At 66.8% G+C, this 19,517-nt stretch carries 12 protein-coding genes and 1 pseudogene; 2 read left to right on the forward strand and 11 right to left on the reverse strand.

The window, feature by feature from the left end:
• Positions 1–207: 207 nt before the first annotated feature.
• Complete coding sequence (locus XarjCFBP7645_RS18255; RefSeq protein WP_104538591.1) at positions 208–1,140, forward strand: carbohydrate kinase family protein; 933 nt, start codon at positions 208–210, stop codon at positions 1,138–1,140.
• Positions 1,141–1,389: 249 nt separating this feature from the next.
• The gene (locus XarjCFBP7645_RS18260; protein ID WP_104538592.1) at positions 1,390–3,363 is read left to right on the forward strand and encodes a sigma-54-dependent Fis family transcriptional regulator; all 1,974 of its coding nucleotides are present in this window, start codon (positions 1,390–1,392) and stop codon (positions 3,361–3,363) included.
• A 654-nt stretch (positions 3,364–4,017) separates the two neighbouring features.
• On the opposite strand, the pseudogene XarjCFBP7645_RS18270 reads toward XarjCFBP7645_RS18260, so the two are convergent.
• From XarjCFBP7645_RS18270 to ubiE, 11 genes and pseudogenes are all read right to left on the reverse strand, one after another.
• A pseudogene (locus tag XarjCFBP7645_RS18270) lies at positions 4,018–6,400 on the reverse strand (TonB-dependent receptor).
• Positions 6,401–6,410: 10 nt separating this feature from the next.
• Complete coding sequence (locus tag XarjCFBP7645_RS18275; RefSeq protein ID WP_104538593.1) at positions 6,411–7,517, reverse strand: S-(hydroxymethyl)glutathione dehydrogenase/class III alcohol dehydrogenase; 1,107 nt, start codon at positions 7,515–7,517, stop codon at positions 6,411–6,413.
• A gap of 35 nt (positions 7,518–7,552) precedes the next feature.
• Complete coding sequence (locus tag XarjCFBP7645_RS18280; RefSeq protein WP_104538594.1) at positions 7,553–8,614, reverse strand: beta-propeller fold lactonase family protein; 1,062 nt, start codon at positions 8,612–8,614, stop codon at positions 7,553–7,555.
• Entirely contained in the window at positions 8,611–9,261 is a 651-nt protein-coding gene (locus XarjCFBP7645_RS18285) for a c-type cytochrome (protein ID WP_181126379.1), read from the reverse strand. Before XarjCFBP7645_RS18285 ends, XarjCFBP7645_RS18280 begins: the two co-directional genes overlap by 4 nt.
• 25 nt (positions 9,262–9,286) lie before the next feature.
• Positions 9,287–11,050: a quinoprotein dehydrogenase-associated putative ABC transporter substrate-binding protein gene (locus XarjCFBP7645_RS18290; RefSeq protein WP_104538595.1), complete on the reverse strand. Its 1,764-nt coding sequence runs from the start codon at positions 11,048–11,050 to the stop codon at positions 9,287–9,289.
• A complete protein-coding gene (locus tag XarjCFBP7645_RS18295) occupies positions 11,047–13,062 on the reverse strand; it encodes a methanol/ethanol family PQQ-dependent dehydrogenase (protein ID WP_343125446.1) in 2,016 nt (671 codons plus the stop codon). Before XarjCFBP7645_RS18295 ends, XarjCFBP7645_RS18290 begins: the two co-directional genes overlap by 4 nt.
• A gap of 631 nt (positions 13,063–13,693) precedes the next feature.
• On the reverse strand, positions 13,694–14,317 hold the full coding sequence (locus XarjCFBP7645_RS18300) for an HAD family hydrolase (RefSeq protein ID WP_104538596.1): 624 nt from the start codon (positions 14,315–14,317) through the stop codon (positions 13,694–13,696).
• Positions 14,318–14,460: 143 nt separating this feature from the next.
• Positions 14,461–15,180, reverse strand: a complete 720-nt coding sequence (locus XarjCFBP7645_RS18305) for a hypothetical protein (protein ID WP_104538597.1) — start codon at positions 15,178–15,180, stop codon at positions 14,461–14,463.
• 263 nt (positions 15,181–15,443) lie between these two features.
• Entirely contained in the window at positions 15,444–17,399 is a 1,956-nt protein-coding gene (locus XarjCFBP7645_RS18310; protein WP_181126418.1) for a M1 family metallopeptidase, read from the reverse strand.
• 227 nt (positions 17,400–17,626) lie between these two features.
• Complete coding sequence (locus XarjCFBP7645_RS18315) at positions 17,627–18,517, reverse strand: GGDEF domain-containing protein (protein ID WP_181126380.1); 891 nt, start codon at positions 18,515–18,517, stop codon at positions 17,627–17,629.
• Positions 18,518–18,719: 202 nt separating this feature from the next.
• Positions 18,720–19,481, reverse strand: coding sequence for a bifunctional demethylmenaquinone methyltransferase/2-methoxy-6-polyprenyl-1,4-benzoquinol methylase UbiE (ubiE, locus tag XarjCFBP7645_RS18320; protein WP_016903622.1), 762 nt, complete (start codon positions 19,479–19,481; stop codon positions 18,720–18,722).
• Between the last annotated feature and the right edge of the window lie 36 nt (positions 19,482–19,517).

A 19,517-nucleotide genomic window follows, 5' to 3' on the forward strand; every position in this document is an offset into this window, starting at 1 on the left:
GTCCACTAGCCTAGCAATCCCCCCCGATGCGGGCAAGGAAAAATCGGCCGTTGCGGCGTCGTTTTCATGTGCTGGTCACGCCGGGCATGGCATGCGGTTGTGGCCCTGATCGGTCGCAGCCGTTACCCTTTGCGCCGCGGCGCTCGCGCCGTCCCGCTGCCATGCCCGGCAACTGGCGGGTATTTCCCAACGCAAAGGCCTGACTCGATGTCCGCACTGATCTGTGGTTCCCTCGCCTACGACACCATCATGGTGTTTCCGGACCAGTTCAAGAACCACATCCTGCCGGACAAGGTGCACATCCTGAATGTGTCGTTCCTGGTCCCGCGCATGCGCCGCGAGTTCGGCGGCTGCGCCGGTAACATCGCCTACAATCTGCATCTGCTCGGCGGCGCGCCGATCCCGATGGGCACCGTGGGCCAGGATTTCGGCCCGTATCGCGAACACTTCGAAACGCTGGGGATCGACCTGTCGCGGGTGAAGATCATCGATGACCTGTTCACCCCGCAGGCCTTCATCACCACCGACCACGACAACAACCAGATCACCGCGTTCCATCCGGGCGCGATGATGCGCAGCTACGAAAACCACGTGAAGGATGTGCCGGGCGTGACCCTGGGCCTGGTCGGCCCGGACGGGCGCGAGGGCATGATCCAGAATGCGGAAGAGTTCGCTGCCGCCGGCATCCCCTTCATCTTCGATCCCGGCCAGGCGATGCCGTTGTTCAACGGCCCGGAACTGCGCCAGTTCATCGAGCAGGCGGACTATGTGGTGGTCAACGATTACGAGTCCAACCTGCTGCAGGAACGCACCGGCTGGAACGAGAAGGACATCGTCTCGCGCGTGCAGGCCTACATCACCACGCAGGGCCCGAAGGGCGCGCTGGTGCATACGCCGGAAAAGACCTACGACATCCCGCCGGCGCACGAGCGCCGCGTGGTCGACCCCACCGGCTGCGGCGACGCCTTCCGCGCCGGCCTGATCTACGGCATCCAGGGCGGTTACGACTGGCTGACGATCGGGCGGATGGGCAACCTGATGGGCGCGCTGAAGGTGGAGCACCCGGGCACGCAGAACCAGCGGTTCGACTTTGCCGAGTTCAACGACCAGTTCAAGCAGCAGTTCGGCTATGCGCTCTGACGCGTACCGCCGCTGATCAGCGCTTGCCCTTCTCTCCTCGGGAGAAGGTGCCCCGCAGGGGCGGATGAGGGGACGGGCGAAGCCTCGTGCAGTGTGAACAGCACGACGCTCCGCACCGTACCCTCACCCCAAACCCCTCTCCCGCAGGAGAGGGACTCGTGCGCACCGCACTTTGCTGCAATGCAGTTTGAGCATCAGCCCGATCTGTGCCTCTACTGACGCTTCGCGCCCACTGAGGAACGCTGGCCCATGTCCGAGCCAAGCGTTGTCGCCGCCACGTCCATCGCCCTGCCGGAGATCGAACCGGATGCGCTCCGGCAGATCCGTCGGCTGCGCGACATCGCGCCGCTTGCCGCCCCACTGTCGCGCTCGTGGCGGCGCTGCCTGGACGACTATGCGTTGTTGCCAGAGGCAGCTCCCGAGCCGCTGGTGCACGATGCGCTGCACGTGCGCGAGCGCCAGCAACGTCTGGGCGATGTGCTGCGCATTGCCAAGGTGGAGATGGAAAACCTCTACGAGCAGATCGCCGGCAGCGGCTACGCCGTGATCTTTGCCGATGCCGAAGCGACCGTGCTGCACAGCGTGCATGACCCGACCCTGCTGCGCGAGTTCCGCCAGGCCGGCCTGTTTTGCGGCGCCAGCTGGGCCGAGTGTCATCAGGGCACCAACGGCCTGGGCACCTGCGCGGCCGAGCGCACCGCAGTGAGCGTGCACCGCGGCGAACATTATCTGACCCGCCATCTGCCGCTATCGTGCAGCGGCGCGCCCATCCTGGACCCGCATGGCGGCCTGCTGGCGGTGCTGGATGCGTCCACCCCCAATGCGCAGGACGGCAAGCAGATCCAGCGTCACACCGTGGCCCTGGTGAGCATGTCGGCGGCGCAGATCTCGCGTTCGCATTTCCTCAACCAGTTCGGCCATGCCTTCATCCTGCGCTTCCATAGCCGGCCCGAGTTTGCCGGCCTGCTGCACGAGGCACTGATCGCGATCGACACCGACGGCCGCGTGCTGGCAGTCAACGAGGCGGTGCTGGAGCAACTGGGCAAGATCGATCGCAGCCAGCTGGTGGGCCGCAATATCGCCCAGGTGATGCAACTGGACTTCGACACCCTCGAGCACCGCGCAGGCAGCGATGCCGGCACCTTGTGGTCGATCCGCTGCGCCTGCCACGGGCGGCGTTTCTATGCACTGGTACGCCCGCCGCGCGCGCGCGCTGCACTGCCGGCGGTGGGCGGGCCGGCGCAGCTGGCGCCGGATACCGACCTGCACCCCGGTGAGCATGTCGGCTCGGATTCGCGCATGCGCCACAACCTGGCCAATGCATTGAAACTGGCCGCGCATCGCGTGTCGATTCTGCTGCGCGGCGATACCGGCACCGGCAAGGAGGAATTTGCCAAGGCGGTGCACCGTGGCTCGCCGTGGTCCGGCAGCGCCTTCGTGGCGATCAACTGCGCGGCGATTCCCGAGGCATTGATCGAGAGCGAATTGTTCGGGTATGCACGCGGTGCCTTCACCGATGCCGCGCGCGAGGGGCGCCACGGCAAATTGCTGCAGGCCAGCGGCGGCACGCTGTTTCTGGATGAAATCGGCGACATGCCGCTACCCTTGCAGAGCCGCCTGCTGCGCGTGCTGGAAGAACAATGCGTCACTCCGCTGGGCAGCGAACGCGCGGTACCTCTGGAGCTGCACGTGATCAGCGCCAGCCATCGCGATCTGGCGCAGCGGGTGGCGGCCGGCGAGTTTCGCGAGGATTTGTATTACCGGCTCAATGGCGTGGTGCTGCACCTGCCACCGCTGCGCGAGCGCAGCGACAAGGCCGAGCTGATCGGCACCCTGCTGCGCGAGGAAAACAGCGAGCACAGCGTGCGCATCAGCGAAGAAGCGATGCACAAACTGCTGAGCTACGCATGGCCGGGCAACCTGCGCCAGTTGCGCAACGTGCTGCGCACGGCGGCAGTCTTGTGCAGCGACGGGGTGATCCGCCTGCCCAACCTGCCGCAGGAAATCGTCGATGCCGGCAGCGCACCGTGCCTGGTCGATGGCCGCGCGGTGGCCGCCGACGACATGCCCGGCCGCGTCGCACTCGACCAGGCCGAACGTCTGGTGTTGCAGCAGCAGCTCGAGCGCCACCGCTGGAATGTCAGCCGCACCGCCGATGCCCTGGGCATCAGCCGCAATACGCTGTATCGCAAGCTACGCAAGCATGGCCTGGATACCGGGTGATTGAGGGGCGGGGATTTGGAATTCGGAATTGGGGATTCGTCAAAGCCAGTGCAGGTTCTTGGCGCTGATATTTAGAGCGATTTATCGAGAGCACTTCTTGACCATCAGACGGGTGCCGCTGTTGCTTGATGTGGCATGCACCACTTGTTGATGCCGCGATTGTGGAGCGGATACTTTGGGGCTTGGCTGCAAGCTTGGCTGCAGGGCCCTTGCCCGCCCACCGTCGCGGGACACGCCGCAAGTACGTCCCTGTAGGCTCTTACGCGGCATCCATGCCGCGTAAGGTCCCGCGACGGTGGGCGGGCAAGGACCATCGAAGATGGTCGGTACGCGGGGTTGCGAGCAGAGCATGCGGTGTGTTGCTCGGATTGCATCGCTTCCGATCAACTTCTCGATTCAACCCCAGCAACAAGCAGCTTTTCACGCGACCACCGATTCACTCTCAGGTGCGGTGGCCTCACCGCTTGCGGGACCGTGTGGCGGCATGGATGCCGCCACCGAGCCCCCAGGGACGGGTTTACGGCGTGTCCCGCGAGCGGTGAGGGCACCGCGCCCTCCACCAGCGCAGCTCGGCACCATGCAGATGGCGCTGCGAGCAACTGGAGCCTGCACCTACGAATCCCTAATCCCCAATCCCGAATCACCGCCCCAGACTCACAACGCCCAACGCACCCCGATCAGATACTGCCGCGGCACGCCCGGCGCGAGGAACCTTGCCGGGCCGGTTTCCACAGGGGCCTCCTGCGGGCGCGCGAGTTCGCCATCGGGGAACACATCTTCGGCCACGGCCGCGTAGGTTGCGTAGCGGCGGTTGAAGACGTTGTCGACGCGGGCGAACAGCGACAGCCGCGCGCCCAGTTGCCAACGCGCCTGCAGATCCACCAGCGCGTAGCCGGCGGTGCCTATGTCGATGCGCTCGGGTGCGGGCTCGCCGTCTTCGGCGTTGTCGACCTGGCCATCCTCGTTGCCGCTGGCCACGCGCCCGGCCACCGCACGCACCCCGGCGCCCAGGGTCAGCGCATCGCGCTGCCATTCCACGCCGAGCTTGAGGTTGTGGCGAGGCAACGCGGCGATGCGCAGGCCTGGCCGCAACGCGATCACGCGTTCGCCGGACAGCAGCTCGCCATCGCTGCGGTAGGTCGCATCCAGAAAGCTGTAGCCGGCCGACCATTGCCAGTCGCCGCTGCGCAGGCGCAGCGCCAGATCCGCGCCCTGGTAGCGGGTGCGGCCGACATTGTCGAAGTAACCCAGCTGCGTGTCCGGTGCGCGCAGGAACAAAATGTCGTCGCGATTGTCGGCGCGGTACACCGACAGGCTGGCGTTGCTGTCGGCCGACGGCGCCCAGCGCGCGCCGAGCTCGTACGTGCGCGAGACGATCTGCTCCAGGCGCGGGTCGGCCTGCAGGCCGGTCGGCAACCGACACGGCTGGGTGGGATCGGCGCAGCCCAGTTCGATCGCGGTCGGTGCACGGCTGTTTTGCGCGACCGAGCCGTACAGCGTCAGCCCCGCATCGAGCCGATGGGTCAGGCCCAGGGACGGATTGGCCTTGGCGTAGACGAAGCGCTCGCGGGGGCGGTCGCCGTCGTCGGCAGTGGAAAGGATGTTATCCACCACCACGCGATTCCAGCGCACTGCGGCGCTGAGATGGGTGGCATCGTCCAGCGCCCAGGTGTCGGCGACGAACACGCCCAGCGTCTTGGTGCTGCCGCGCACGCCGGAAAAGAACGCGCGCCCGGCATCCGGATCGGCGGCGACCGAGCGGTCTTCCTGCACCCAGCCATCGCGCGCGAATTGCCGATACCGCACATGGCCACGATCGAAGGTGACGCCGGTGCTGAGCGCATGCGCACCCCACTGGCTGCTCAGGTTGACTGCCAGGCCTTGCGCCTGCTGGCGCATCTGGGTGGTGTTGAGCGCGCCGGTGGGCAAGGCATCGGCATCGGCGCGTGCGACATCGCAATCGGCATCCAGCGCGCTGCCGCCGGCGGCGTAACCGGAGGCGCATTCTTCGACGAATTCCTCGTAGTCCTCGCCGATATCGCCGTTGACGGTGTCGCGGCGGCCCACGCGCGCGTAGGCCAGTGCATGCAATGCGGTGTCCGCAGTGAAACGATGGTCCAGTTGCGCGGTGAACAGCGTATTGCGATTGCGGGTGAGATCGGGCGAGGTGTACACCGCGCGGCGGTCGGCGCGATACAGGCCGGGCTCGGGGCCATCGTCGGTGTAGCGCGTATCCGGCAGCAGGCCATTGCCGATCAGGCGGCTGCGCCCGTGCAGCAGCGACAGGCTCCAGTCGGTCTGCTCGCCCTGCTTGCCGACCTTGCCGAACACGGTTCCCAGGCGGCCCTCGGAGGCATCGCGCCAGCCGTTCTCGTCGAAACCGGTGACCGCGACGAAGCCATGCCAGCCGTCCTGGCTGGCGAGCCCGTAACTGGCATCCAGTCGCTTGCGCGCACCGCTGCCGATGCTCAGCTCGCCCTGCAACCCCGGTGAGGTGAGGCCCGATGCGGTGGACAGCACCACCGCGCCACCGAGCGTGTTCGGCCCGAACAACGGATTGGAGCCGGGCATCAGGGTGACTGCGTTGATTGCCGACTCGGGCAGCATGTCCCAGCTGACAATGTCGGCGAACGGTTCGTTGAACCGCACGCCATCCAGATACACCGACACGCCTTGCGAGGCGCCGGGCAAGGCGGAGGCGCGAAACCCGTGGAAGGTGAGATCGTTCTGGAACGCGCTACCCTGCACATCGTTGCCATCCACGCCGACGAAGCGCCGCTGCAGCAGATCGCCGAGGTTGTTGCTGCGCGCGCGACAACGCGCTGTTGGTGGCCGATTGCACCATGTACGGCAGTTGCGCCGCATCGATGGTGGTGCCGGGAATCGGCGTGGCGGTGACCTCGATGCGGTCCAGCCAGGTCACTTGCGGCGCCTCGGCCGCCATTGCCAGCGCGCTGCTCGCAAGCAAGGCGCTGGCGCAGGCGCCTGCCAGTGCGTGATGGTGCAACCTTGCCGTGCTGCGTGTGCCTGCTGCCATCTGCGTCTCCTCAATAGAGCACGATCGATTTGATGCCGCGCGCCGCACGCAAGTCCGCCAGCGCCTGATTGATGTCGTCCAGCGCCAGGGTGCGGGTGATCAACGGGGCCAGCTGGATGTCGCCGTGCAGATAGCGCGCGACATAGCCGGGCAACTCGCTGCGCCCTTTCACTCCGCCGAACGCGCTGCCGCGCCACACCCGTCCGGTCACCAGTTGAAACGGGCGCGTACTGATTTCCTGGGCGTCGTCGGCCACGCCGAGGATGACGCTCTCGCCCCAGCCCTTGTGGCAGCACTCCAGCGCCGCGCGCATTGCGCCGACATCGCCCACGCATGCGAAGCTGTGGTCGGCGCCGCCGTCGGTGAGGTCCACGATCACCTGCTGGATCGGCGCACCGTAGTCGCGCGGATCCAGGCAATCGGTGGCGCCCAAGGCACGCGCAAGCGCGAACTTGGCCGGGTCGATATCCACCGCGATGATGCGCCCGGCCTGTGCCAGCACCGCGCCCTGCACCACCGACAAGCCGATGCCGCCCAGCCCGAACACCGCCACGCAGTCGCCGGGCCGCACATGCGTGCTGTTGAGTACCGCACCGATGCCGGTGGTGACCGTGCAACCGAGCAGACAGACCCGGTCCAGCGGTGCCTCCGGATGGATCCGCGCAACCGCGATCTCCGGCACCACGGTGTATTCGGAGAACGTGCTGGTGCCCATGTGGTGCAGGATCGGCCGCCCGTGCAACGAGAACCGGCTGCTGCCGTCGGGCATCAGCCCGCGCTCCTGGCTGCTGCGGATCGCCTGGCACAGGTTGGTGCGACCGGAGCGGCAGAACTTGCACACCCCGCATTCGGGCATGTACAGCGGAATGACGTGATCGCCGGGCTGCACGCTGGTGACGCCGATGCCGACCGCTTCGACGATGCCGGCGCCCTCCTGCCCCAGGATCACCGGAAAGCTGGCCGCCTGCCCGTGTGTCAACGCATGCGCATCGCCATGGCAGATCCCGGTGGCGACCAGGCGCACCAGCACCTCGCCGGGCCGCGGCGGCTGCAGATCCACCTCTTCGATAGTCAGCGGCTGGTGCGGACCCCATGCCACCGCAGCGCGTGTCTTCATCCGGCCTCCCTGGCGCGCTGCGGCATGGCCGCCGCTCAGCGCGCGATGACCACGCCCCACGGCAATTCGCCGACGGGGATCTGTTTGATCTCGCGCAACGCGACGGTATCGATCACGCTCACCGTGTTCGAGCGCCCGTTGGCGACATACAGCTTGTCGCCGGCCGGGGTCAGCGCCGGATTCCACGGCCGCAGCCCCACCGCGATCTCGGCAAGACTGCGTGCGCTCTGGGTATCGATCACGCTGAGCGTGCCGGCACCGCCGTTGGACGCATACAGCCGCGTGCCGTCGGCCGACAACGCCACGCCCGCCGTACGCACGCCGGCCGGCAGGCTGGCGCGGCGTTGGCGCGTCTGCAGGTCGATCACGTCCACCACGTTGGCGGTCTCCTGCGCGATGTAGACGCTGTGCCCGTCCGGCGCGAACGCCATGCCGCGCGGATGGCCGCTGGTGGCGACCACGCCACGCGAGCGACCGGTGGCCAGCTCGATCATGTCCATGTCGTTGGAGCCCTCGTTGCTGGTGAGCAGCCAGCGCCCGTCCGGCGTGTAGGCACAGTGCTCCGGCGCCTGCCCGCGCGTGGCGATCACCTGCTGCACGCTGAACTGCGCCGCATCGATCAACATCACCTGGTTCTGCCCTTCCACGCACACCGCAAACTGCTTGCCGTCCGGCGACTGCGCAATGCCTTCGGCGTTCTCGCCGATCTCCACGCTGCGCAGCACCGCGTCCTTTTCGGTATCCAGTTCGATCAGACGGTGATGCTCGGCATCGATCAGGTACAGATGCCCGTGTGGGCCGGGCAATACCTGCTGCAAGCGCTTGCCCAACTGTCCCTGCGCACTGAGCGTACGCACCACCGTATCGGTGTGCGTGTCGATCACCGACACCGTGCCGCTGCGTTGATTGGGCACATAGGCAAACACCGGCGGTGTCGAGGGCACCGGTGCTGCGGCGGGCGTTGCAGGCGTCGCTGTCGCCGGCGCAGCGTTGGACGCCGGCGGTTCCGCATCGCGCCGGCAACCGGCCAAGGCCAGCAGCGCGCCCAGCGTGGTGGCCGCAAGCAGGCACTGCCAACCGATTGGCGCTGGCCTCATTGCACCTTGCCCGCGGTCTTGTTGATCGAATGGATGAAGGCGAGCAGTTTTTCGGTATCGCCCGGCTTGAGCACCGGTGCGAACGGCGGCATCTGCCCGACCACCTTTTCATGCCCGATCCGGGTCTTGCCGTGGGTGATCATCGCGGCGGTGCCCTCGCTGATCAGCGTACGCAAGGTGTCGTCGTCGCTGCCATACACCCAGATGTCGTTGATCAACGGCGGGCACATGCCGCCACCACCGGTGCCGCCATGGCAGGCATTGCAGCCGGCCGAGAAATAGATCTTCTTGCCCTCGGCGATCAGTTCGGGAGTGACCTTGACCTCCGGCCCCTTCGGGATCGGCACCACGGTGGCAGGCGCTGCGGGCGGCGTGGCCGGATCCGGCGCAGGCCCGGCGGCCGGGCCGGGCGCCCCGACGGCCGCCGCTGCTGGCGCAGGCGCGGTGGTGCCGGTGGCCGGCGCAGGCGGACTGGCGGGCGGCGGAGCGGCCGCCTCGGGCGCGGGCGGCGGTGCGTCCTTGCCGCAGGCGGCCAGCACGACACTGAGCAGCACCGCGCACAGCGGTGCGCGCATGCAACGATCGAAACAACCCACTGTGGACTTGCGCATGAATGAACCTTTCTGATCGGAGGGAGCACCGCGCACTCCGCGCACGCGGCGGGTGACACAGTCATTGCCGGGCCGGCTGCTTCGCCTCGGTGAGCAGCGCGGCCAGCGCGGTATCGCCGCGCGCCTGTGCCAACGCGGCGGCCGTCTTGCCGTCGCGATTGCGTGCGGCAGGATCCGCGCCGGCCGCCAGCAAGCGCTTGGCCACCGCATCGCGCCCGGACTCTGCGGCCAGCATCAATGCGGTGACGCCAGCCTGGTTGGCGTGGCCAACCTCGGCGCCGCCTGCCAGAACCGCATCGAGAATTGCCGGGTCATCGCGCGCCACCGCGAACATCGCCGGCGTGAAGCCGCTGGGATTGGCACGCCGCACATTCGCACCGGCCTTGAGCAATGCCTGCACCACGCCGACATCGGCGTAGGACACCGCCAGGTCCAGCGCGCTCCAGCCATCGCTGGAAACGGTGTCCACCGGCGCACGCCTGCCGAGCAACCTGGCCACGCTGTCGGCATCGTTGGCCCAGGCCGCCTTCATCAACGCGGTCCAGCCGCCGGCATCGCGCGCATCCAGGCGTGCGCCGGCATCGAGAAGCAAACCGACCAGATCCGGCTCCTGGTTGCGGATCGCCTGATGCAACGGCGGCTCGCCGAGCAGGTTGGGACGATTGGCATCGGCGCCATGCCGCAACAACCACGCCACGCGCACGCCATCGCCGGCGTCCAGCGCATGCGCCAGTTCCTGGTTCGTGTCGGCACCGTCGGCGATGCGCAGTTGCAACTGCGCCAGCTCCTGCGAGGACGCAGCCGGGCTTGGCGCCGTGGACACCGGCGTCGGCGTCGCATACGGCCCGTGCGCGGCCAGATCGCCGGCCACCACGCAATCGCCACAGCGCACCAGCGGCACGTGATAGCTGCGCAGGATCTCGGCGATCCTTGCCGCGCTCTGTTGCATCGCGGTGTTCAAGGCATCGCGCAGCTGTGCGTTCTTGCGCGACACCGCCCACGCCATCGAATACTCCAGCACCGCATCGTCGATGGTATTGAGCGGCACCACGCCCAGGCCGCTGCGTTGCGCGTAGTAACCGGCCACCGGGCCCCAGGATTCGGCCGCATCCAGTTCATTGGCGGCGACCCGTTCGACCAGCTTGCCGGGATGTTCCCCCGGCGCCGTGGCCGAGTCGTAGAACAGGTACTGCACCTCGCCGCTGATGCCGTGCTCGTACAGGGCCTGGCGTGCGGGCGAGCTCTGGAACACGCCCAGCCGCAGTTTTTTCAGCGCCGGGTCGTCCAGCGACGTCGGCACCAGATCCACCCCTTTGCGCGTCACCAGCACGTAAGCCGAGCGATACAGCGGGCGCGTGGTCAGGCCCTGCTCGAAATCGCTGTTGAGGTCCATCAGCACATCGCAGCGGCCTGCAGTGATGGTGCTGCGTGCCAACCCGCGCTGGTAATAGGTGCGCCACTCGTATTCCAGGCGCCGGCCCATGGCGTCGGCCACGACCTGCGCGATCTTGTTCTGAAAACCGTCGCCGGCCTTGTTGGACAACGGCATGTTGCCCGGGTCGGCGCAGACCCGCAGGACGTGCGGATCGGGCGCCGGCGGTGGGGCATTTGCCGCGGCCGGCACCGCAGTGGATGCGGCCGCCGCCCTCGGTGCCGCATCGGAATGAGAAGCGCGAGCCGTCGGTGAGGACGGCCCACGGGTGCAGCCTGCGGCGACGAGTCCGAGGCTGCAAAGCGCCAGCAGCCGACACAGCTGCCGGTACATGCCACGCGCACCGGCAGCGAACTGCCGGTGTGCGCGTCCAACGCCTTGCGTGGAACTCATCGTGCAGTCTTCGCTGCGGCATTGGCGGTGCCGCCTGCGGCCGCCGTGGCGGCGGCACTGGCGGTCACGGTCTTGCCGGCACCATCGATACGGAAGCTATGCACCATGCCGCCGAGCGGAATCTTGTCGAAGCCGGCGCCGAACGCCAGCCCTGCGGCCCCCAGGGCGCCATACGGATCGGACGGATCCAGACCTGCGGCCACCGGCAGACCGATCCAGCCACCGATGCCCGAGAACACCGCCACGTACTGGTGCCCATTGGCCTTGTAGGCGATCGGGTTGCCGATGATGCCGGAGGGCAGTTTCATCTCCCACAGCTTCTTGCCGGTGTCCTTGTCCACCGCACGGAACCAGCCATCCAGCGTGCCGTAGAACACCAGCCCGCCGTCGGTGACCAGGGTGCCGCTCCACACCGGAAACTTCTCCTTGATCTCCCACTTGGACTTGCCTTCCACCACGTCGAAGGCCTTGACGATGCCCAACGCACCCGGCTCGTTCGGCTTCATCATCACGTTGGCGAACACGTACGGCAGGCCCATCATGGTGTTGCCGCGTTCCTGCGGTTCCAGCTCCATATGCCAGTTGTTGGTGCCGCAGAAGAACACCGCCGCATTGGCCGGATCCACCGAGCACGGCTGCTGGTCCTTGCCGCCCATCGCCGAGGGGAAGGCCTGCACCTTCTTGCCGCGTTCAAGCGGCGAATGCGCGGCCACCTTGACCGGGCGGCCGGTCTTCATATCGATGCGTTCGGCCCAGTTGGCCGGCACGAACTTGTGCGCGCGCAGCAAGGTGCCGTCGCGACGATCGAGCACGTAGGCAAAGCCGTTGCGATCGAACTGCACCACCGATGGAACCTGCTTGCCGTCGATGCTCAGATCGACCAGGATCGGCTCGTTGATGCCGTCGTAATCCCATTGGTCGAATGGGGTTTTCTGATAACCCCACACCGCCTCGCCGGTATCGATCTTGCGCGCGAACAAGGTCATCGACCACTTGTTGTCATGCTCGCCGTTGTTGCATTCCTCATGCGAGGTCTTGCCGCACCGATACGACGGGCTCCACAGGCCGGGATTGCCGGTGCCGTAATACAGCAGCTTCAACTTCGGGTCGTAGCTGTACCAGCCCCATGCCGCACCGCCGCCACGCTTCCATTCGTCGTTGGGAAAGGTCTTGACGCCCAGATCGCCGAGCTGCCCATGCTGCGGATTGGCCTTGTTGAAATCCGCACCCAGGCAGATCGCCTTGTCGGTGCCGGCCGCATCGCAGGACCAGGACTGCTTGCCATCGGCAAGGTTGTAGGCAGCGACACGACCAAGCACGCCGAACTCGTTGCCGCTGATGCCGGCTACCACCTTGCCGTCGGCGATGATCGGCGCCATGGTGATGGTTTCGCCCTTGTCCGGGTGCGCGAGTTTCTGCTTCCACACTTCCTTGCCGGTCTTGGCATTGAGTGCGATCACATCGCCGCTCAGGCTGCCGAACACCAGCTTGCCGTCGGCATAGGAGGCGCCGCGGTTGACCGTATCGCAGCACGCCACCGCCACCGAGCGTTCGTCCTGCTGCGGGGTGTACTTCCACAACACCTTGCCGCCGTCGTCCTGCGCCGCCAGGTCGATGGCGAACACATTGTTCGGATACGCGCTGACCATGTACATGACGCTGCCGATCACCAGCGGCTGGCCCTCGTGGCCGCGCGTGGCATCGGTCTTCATTTCCCACGACATCTTCAGATTCTTGACGTTGTCGCGATTGATCTCGGCCAGCGGGCTGTGCCGGGTGAGTGCGAAGTCGCGCCCGATGCCGCCCCAGTTGTCGGGGTTGGTGGCATTGGTGGTGAACTCGCTATCGGTGTCGACCACGGCGGCGGCAGCCGGCGCAGCGGCGGGAGCGGCGGCCGGTGCCGGCGCAGCGGTCTCGGTGGCGGCGTCTCTTTTACACCCGGCCAGCGCGGCGCTCAGCGCAAGCATGAGCAGCACACTGCTGCGCAGGCTGCGACAGGAAGATTGGTGCATATGCGTCTACCCCTCTGGATTGAACAACCAGTCGTTTGAAGCATCCCGCGGCGCAGGCGTTGCACCCGCCAGTTGCACCGCGGACGTCGGAAACGTCGAGAGGGAAAGAGCAAACGCCATGCCAGCGTGCTGGTGCGATGCACCATGTCGGGGCAGCGGGGGTTTGCCGTGGTGGCAGTCGCTTGCGCCAGGTGCACTGTCCCGGTTCTGACACAGTTTGCGCCGGGCGTGCTGTGACATGGATGGTGCAGCGGGTGTGGGACTGCCTGCCGGTTAGTGCTGTGAACTCAGCTCGCGCGAGGCGACATGGTTGTCTCTGGCCCGCGCAAATCAATGCCGCACATCCAAAGACCGCACGACATAATCGAACGAGGTGCCGCCGCGGCCTTGGCGTCTCCCATCGGGAGAAGGTGCCCGAAGGGCGGATGAGGGTACGGCATAGGCCAGGTGTGCGATGTCTGGCTTGCTGATGACACGTTGCAAGATTCAGCAGCGTCCACGCCCCTTCGAGCGCATGTCACTTCCAAGGCGATAACGGTGTCCTGATCGTCGACGTCATCCAACGACATGCGGCCAGCCACGCATCGCAGGCCACCCTTCCGCACGCCTGGCCTACCCGCCGAACCTCACCCTAGCGGTTCCACTGCGCCAGCAACTGCGTGCAATCCTGCAACCGCCAGTCGGCTAGGCCCGGCCACGGATCGCCGGGTGTGTTGACCAGCACGGTGCAGGCCCCGGCTGCACGACCGCAGGCAAGGTCGTTGTGGTGATCGCCGACCATGACCAATGCTGCGACGTCCACCGCCCAACGTCGTGCGAAATACTGCAGGCCGTCGGGTGCGGGTTTGGGGGCGGCTTCATCGCGGCCGACGATGTCGTCCCAGGCGAATGCATCGCCGAGGCCGATCGCCTGCAGTGTCACCTGCGCCAATGCGCGCGCATTGCGGGTCAGCACGCCGAGCCGGCATCCGGCCGCCTGCAATGCATGCACCAAGGCCACTGCACCGGGTGCGGCCTGTGCGGCCTGTGCGAGTTCACGCTCGTGCTCAAGCAACCAGTCGTGTTTGGCGGCGGCCTGCTCGGCCGGCAGCGATGCCAGGTGGTGCAGGATGTCCGCCTCGGGCGGGATGTCCAACGCGCGTCGGATCAACGCGAAATCGTGCACGGCTTCGGTCAGCGTACCGTCCATGTCGAACACCCAATGGGAGTAGCTGGACAACGCGGGAGAGATCGGAGTGATAGTCATGGCGTCCATACGTGGGAAGACTCCAGAGATGGTTGACGCAGCACCGCAAGCCGTGAGGGGAACACACCGCGTGCACTCACCCGAATGCGCCAGCCCCCCATGCCGATGCCGTGCACCGGCTGCGCAGCTGGTGACCTGCAGTGGTGGTGCGCCTACTTCCAGCCCGGCATCTGGGTGGTATCCAGGCCGCCCACTTCGAACTCTGCCGTGCGCGTGCCGCCGGCTTTCACCGGGAATGCGATGCTGATGCGCTTGGCATTGCGCACCAGCTTCCACAGCGCCTTGTCGTCGTCGATGAACATCGCGATCGCTTCATCGGTGTCGGGGCGGTGCGCGGCCATCGGGCGTGGTGCCCCGCCATCGGCCGAGACCTGCACCTTGCAGCCGCCATAGCAGTTGAAGTCGCCAGCCTTGAGCACGAGATAGCTGTGGCGCTTCCACTGCGGGTGATCGCGGAACACCAGGCTCACCGGTTTGGGGCCGCTGCCGTCGACATCCACGCGGCTGGTGGCATCGATCATCGCCGAGCGCTGCGTGCCGCCCTTGGCCGGCACTTGCGAGTACTGCCACAACGCCTGCATGCGGCGCAGTTCGCGCGCCTGGTCGCCCTTGGCCTTGATGTCGGCATAGCCGGGTTCGATGCGTGTGGCCGCCGCGGTACCGGCGTAGCCTTCCAGCAGTGCGGCGCCATGCGCGCGTGCCATGTCCCAGTTACCGGCCTTCACCGCCGCGTCGTATTGCTTGGCGAGTGCGTCGGCCTGTTGTTGCTTGGCTTGCGCCTGCGCGCTTGCCTGCGCCTGGCGCTGCGCCTCGCGGTCGGTACAGCCACTCACTGCAGCCACGCACAGGGCCGCGCTCAGCAGATACTTCATTGTCGACTCCGGAAGGCATAAAAGGCAGCGGCAACGATACCAGCCTGCCCGCGACAGCCACGATCAGACGACCGCACAGCGTAGGAGCGCACCCGGGCGCGATGGAGCATTCCCGGTAACGCCACGTCGCGCCCGGGTGCGCTCCTACAACGGCGATTGCAGGGCGCGGTGCCATAGAAACGGCGCGATTGCAGGCACGGTGCCACCTGCACGATGCAGCAATGAAAGCGGCGGGAGGGCGTCTGCAACGCCCTCCCCTGCCATTACGGCTGCGGCTGCGTCGGCGGTGCCGCCTTGGCCTTGGCGATCATCTCGGCCACCGAGGCGGTGGTGATCGGGTGGTAGCTGGGCTTGGCTTTCTCGAAGGCCTGTTCGGCGAAGGCGATGCCGTCCGGGGTCTTCAACAACTCGGCGTAGATCGGCAGCACCAGCTTGCGGCGGCCGACGCGTTCGATGAACTCGCCTGCAGCGGGGCGCGCATCGGTGTAGCCGCTGCGGATCGCCAGCGGATACCAGCGCATGGCGATTTCGCCGTTCGGGGTGCCGGTGAAGTGGTAGGCCTCATCCAGCTGCTTGAGCTGCTCGGGCTTGAGCGTGGCGCCCATGCCGCTGAGGAAGTGCACCCATTCCTGCGTGCCCCATTCGCCGGTGACCTGCTTGCTCGGCAGCGTGCCGCTGCCGCTCCAGGCGATGCGCGCGGTGTCCACGATCGAGAAGCTACGCGAGCGTGCCTTGGCGGCGAAGGCCGGGATGCCCGGTTGCTTCAGCCACGCATCCACCTCGGCCGCGCTGACCGTGTTGGGATGCTTGTCCAGCAGGTTCTTGTTGAGGTAATCGACGAACTGGTCGGTGGTGGCGCTCTGGAACGCATGATCGTCGAACCAGCCGCGCAGGAACGGGTCGAACACCGCGCGGCCGAAGCGCTGCTCCAGGAACTGCAGGAACCATGCGCCCTTGACGTAGGCCACCTGGCTCAGCGCTTCGTCGGGGTCGCGCTCGGCCAGCGGCGGCAGCGCCAGCGCCTGGTCGGCCGGCGCCATGCCCTTCACTTCGGCCAGCAGGTCGCCCTGGTCGATCTCGCGCTCCATCTCGGCCATCTCCGCGCCGTACAGCGCCTCGGTGATGCGTGCCTGCACGTAGGTGGTGAAGCCCTCGTTGAGCCAGATGTCCTTCCAGCTGGCATTGGTCACCAGGTTGCCCGACCAGCTATGCGCCAGCTCGTGCGCGACCAGCGACACCAGCGACTTGTCGCCGACGATCACGGTGGGCGTGGCGAAGGTCAGGCGCGGATTCTCCATGCCGCCGAACGGGAACGACGGCGGCAGCACCAGCATGTCGTAACGGCCCCAGCGATACGGGCCATAGAGTTTTTCGGCGGCACCGATCATCTTTTCGGTGTCTTCGAATTCCTTGGCGGCCTTGTCGGCCATGGCCGGCTCGGCCCACACGCCCGAGCGCGCGGAAATCGGCTTGAACACCATATCGCCGGCGGCGATCGCCAGCAGATAGGAGGGAATCGGCTCGGGCATCTTGAAGCTGTAATCGCCGTCGCGCGCGGCCTTGGGGTCGTTGTCGGCGCTCATCAGCACCATCACGTCCGGGCGCGAGGTCACGTGCGCGCTATAGGTGAAGCGTACGCTCGGGGTGTCCTGCAACGGCACCCAGCTGCGCGCATGGATCGCCTGCGACTGGCTGAACATGAAAGGCAACTGCTTGCCCTCGGTCATCGACGGCTCCAGCCACTGCAGGCCGGAGGCGGTCGGCGCGGTGTGATAGGTGATCACGACCTTGGCCGGCTGATTCGGCGCCTCGATGGTGAGCTTGCTGCCGAAGGTCTTGTCGGCCGGCGCCAGCGCAAACTGCAGCGGCGCCAGCGCGCCCTTGCCGTCGTCGGCCTGTACCTGCGCAATGCTCAGCTCGCGCGTGTCCAGCACCAGCTGCTTGGCGGCCTTGTCCTTCCACTGCAGCGTGTAGGTGGCGGTGCCGCCGATCTGCTTGGCGTCGAAATCCAGCTTCAGGTCCAGCGCCAGATCCTTGATGACCACCAGCTGCGGCTGGGCGTAGGAGCTTTCGTCGTGGTTGCGGGCATCTGCTTTCACGGGGGCCTTGGCAGTGGTGGCCGGCGCAGCGGTGCTGGCGGCCGGCGGCGTGGACTCGTTGGAACAGCCGGCCAGCGCAATGGACACGGCCAGGGACAGCGACAGGAACGGGAAGCGCATCGACGGCACCGCAGCGAGGGAATCGGGCATTTTAACGCCCCGCGCCGTTGCCTGCCCGTGCGATGGCAGACCAGCGCTTGCCAGCCGCTTGGCGAGCGGTGCTGCCGATCGTCGGCGTGCCGATGGGCAGGCGCGCACCGCGCGGAAGATGCAGTGGCCGCGGGTGGGGCACGCGCATCCGCGCAGATGGCGCGCCCTCCCTGGCTGCCGGGGACTTACCGGATCGCCTAGACCACCGGATGGCTGCGCGGGCTGTCATGCCCGTCGCGCACCAGACGCCGGCCGCCGGAGAACTTGGCGCGGTACATCGCCGCGTCGGCACGGCGATACAGCTCGGTGGCATCCAGGCCACGCTCGCACACCGCGCTGCCGGCGCTCACATGCAGCGGCGCTTCGTCGGCATCCTCGCGTTCGAGCATCGACAGCCATTGGTTGAGCTTGAGCGTGGCGTCGTCCTCGCTGGCATGCACGCCGATCAGGAATTCGTCGCCGCCCCAGCGCCCGATCCAGTCCTGCGCACCCAGCCAGCCGTAGGCCGATTCCACCAGCCGCACCAGCACGCGATCGCCGGCCAGATGGCCGAAGCGGTCGTTGATCGGCTTGAGGTTGTCCATGTCCAGCACAAACAGCACGAACGGCCAGCCTTCGCGCTGCGCGGAGGTAACCGAGTCGTACATTGCCTGTTCGCAGCCACGCCGGTTCAAGGCCTCGGTCAGCGGGTCGAACAAGGCGTGTTTCTTCAGATCGCGCATGCCGGCATCGATGCCGCGCAGGCTGCGATTGATTCCGCGCAGCAACCGCCCCAGTTCGTCGTCGCCATGTTCGGGCAGGCTGGGCAGACGTTGATCGGCGTAATACGCATCCAGCGCGTCAGCGGCGATGCGCAGCGGTGCGAGTAGGCGATACAGGGCCGACAGGGTCGCCGCGGTGCCAGCCAGCGTGGCCAGCAACGCCACGATCACCACCGACCACAGCGGGCGCCCGCTCAACTCGCTTTGCGCTGCCAGCCAGGCGATCAACAACAGCAGCGGCAGGTGGATGCCGACAAAGGTCACCGCCAGCAGCTTGGCGCTGAAGGAGCGGGGAAACACGCGCGACAACCCTGCGTACAAGCGCATCCACGTCTCCGGCAAAAGGGCGCCTAGTGTCGCCGACCGTTGGTGGAGCCGACGCGACGGGAGTCTCAAAAGTTTGTCGGCAAACGCACCTGCGCACAGTGCAATCGTGCGGCAAGCGAACACGAGCATGGCGTGGTCGCGCGATGCCCGGCCGTGGTGTTTGCCGGGCTGGACGCTCAGACGATGACGCGTCGGATCCGGTTCAGATCTTGTAGCCGGAGTGGATCGCCACGATGCCGCCGGTCAGATTCTTGTAGTGGCAACGCGCGAATCCGGCCTCGCCCATCATGCCCTTGAGCGATTCCTGCGGCGGATGCTTGCGGATGCTTTCTGCCAGGTACTGATAGCTGTCGGCATCGCGTGCGAACAGCTGACCCAGCCTGGGCAGGATCTTGAACGAGTGGAAGTCGTAGATCGGCTTGAACCAGTCGGCGGTGACTTCGGAAAATTCCAGCACGCGCGCCTGCCCGCCCACCTTCAACACGCGATACATCTCGCGCAGCGCGGCATCCTTGTCGGTGACATTGCGCAGGCCGAAGGAAATGGTCACCAGATCGAAACTCTGATCCGGGAACGGCAGCGCCTCGGCATTGCATTGCACGTAATCGAAGCCGGCCACCAGGCCGCGGTTGGTCAGCCGGTCGCGCCCCACCGACAGCATGCCGGCGTTGATGTCGCCCAGCACCACCGCGCCTTCGTTGCCGACGCGCTCCTTGAGCAGCACGGCGATGTCGCCGGTGCCGCCGGCCAGGTCCAGCACGCGGTCGCCCGGCTTCACCTGCGCGGTCGCCACGAAGTAGCGTTTCCATGCGCGGTGCACGCCCAGACTCATCAGATCGTTCATCAGGTCGTAGTTGCGCGCGACCGAGGTGAACACTTCGCCGACCAGTTTCTGCTTGTCCTTGGCAGCGACATCGCGGAAGCCGAAATGGGTGGTACCGGAGGTATAGGGAGATTCGCTCATGGGCGGATTATCGCACTGCTGACGCCGCCATGACCG

The organism is Xanthomonas arboricola, from assembly GCF_002940665.1.
GTDB lineage: Bacteria > Pseudomonadota > Gammaproteobacteria > Xanthomonadales > Xanthomonadaceae > Xanthomonas > Xanthomonas arboricola_B.

Excerpts from the sequence above, each read along its gene's own strand:
- XarjCFBP7645_RS18255 (WP_104538591.1), top strand. The coding sequence starts at position 208 with ATGTCCGCACTGATCTGTGGTTCCCTCGCCTACGACACCATCATGGTG.
- XarjCFBP7645_RS18260 (WP_104538592.1), top strand. The coding sequence starts at position 1,390 with ATGTCCGAGCCAAGCGTTGTCGCCGCCACGTCCATCGCCCTGCCGGAG.
- XarjCFBP7645_RS18275 (WP_104538593.1), bottom strand. The coding sequence starts at position 7,517 with ATGAAGACACGCGCTGCGGTGGCATGGGGTCCGCACCAGCCGCTGACT.
- XarjCFBP7645_RS18280 (WP_104538594.1), bottom strand. The coding sequence starts at position 8,614 with ATGAGGCCAGCGCCAATCGGTTGGCAGTGCCTGCTTGCGGCCACCACG.
- XarjCFBP7645_RS18290 (WP_104538595.1), bottom strand. The coding sequence starts at position 11,050 with ATGAGTTCCACGCAAGGCGTTGGACGCGCACACCGGCAGTTCGCTGCC.
- XarjCFBP7645_RS18295 (WP_343125446.1), bottom strand. The coding sequence starts at position 13,062 with ATGCACCAATCTTCCTGTCGCAGCCTGCGCAGCAGTGTGCTGCTCATG.
- XarjCFBP7645_RS18300 (WP_104538596.1), bottom strand. The coding sequence starts at position 14,317 with ATGGACGCCATGACTATCACTCCGATCTCTCCCGCGTTGTCCAGCTAC.
- XarjCFBP7645_RS18305 (WP_104538597.1), bottom strand. The coding sequence starts at position 15,180 with ATGAAGTATCTGCTGAGCGCGGCCCTGTGCGTGGCTGCAGTGAGTGGC.
- XarjCFBP7645_RS18310 (WP_181126418.1), bottom strand. The coding sequence starts at position 17,399 with ATGCGCTTCCCGTTCCTGTCGCTGTCCCTGGCCGTGTCCATTGCGCTG.
- XarjCFBP7645_RS18315 (WP_181126380.1), bottom strand. The coding sequence starts at position 18,517 with ATGCGCTTGTACGCAGGGTTGTCGCGCGTGTTTCCCCGCTCCTTCAGC.
- ubiE (WP_016903622.1), bottom strand. The coding sequence starts at position 19,481 with ATGAGCGAATCTCCCTATACCTCCGGTACCACCCATTTCGGCTTCCGC.